The organism is Vibrio sp. R-1, assembly GCF_035615595.1.
GTDB lineage: Bacteria > Pseudomonadota > Gammaproteobacteria > Enterobacterales > Vibrionaceae > Vibrio > Vibrio cholerae.
Genome location: NZ_WPDC01000327.1, coordinates 1 through 420 on the forward strand (window position 1 = coordinate 1; position 420 = coordinate 420).

The window sequence follows — 420 nt, forward strand, 5'->3', positions numbered from 1 at the left end:
GGCGGTAATGGTGGTAAACAGACCATCAAATCGATTCATTAGATGAATAGTTCGCCGGTTAAGTGACGCGGTTGTTCGGTCGTCCAGTTGCCCAATCAAGGTGTAGCCGGTCATGCGCTCAACGAGCGTCACGATACAGTGCTTAGAGCCTTTTCCCATAACAGTGTCAATTTCCCAGTGTCCACGTGTTTTACGTGTTTCGACACTTTTAGGACGCTGAGAGATATGTCGCTTATTGGCGAGCCTTCCGCGACTATCGTAGGCAGCATAACGCTTGCGCCGTTGCTTGGTCGATTGCCGTAGGTGTTTCCAAAGTTCGCCTCCATTGGCTTTATCTCGCCAAATGTACTGGTAAATGGACTCATGGCTAATGGTCGGCTGATTATATCGTTTCATTCTTCCGACCACTTGAGCAGGGCT

The 420-nt window shown here is 49.3% G+C and carries 1 protein-coding gene; it reads right to left on the reverse strand.

The features are described 5' to 3' along the window. Window positions 1-420: IS30 family transposase (locus GOU96_RS18355; protein ID WP_324702129.1), on the reverse strand; the 420-nt coding region annotated here is incomplete at both ends.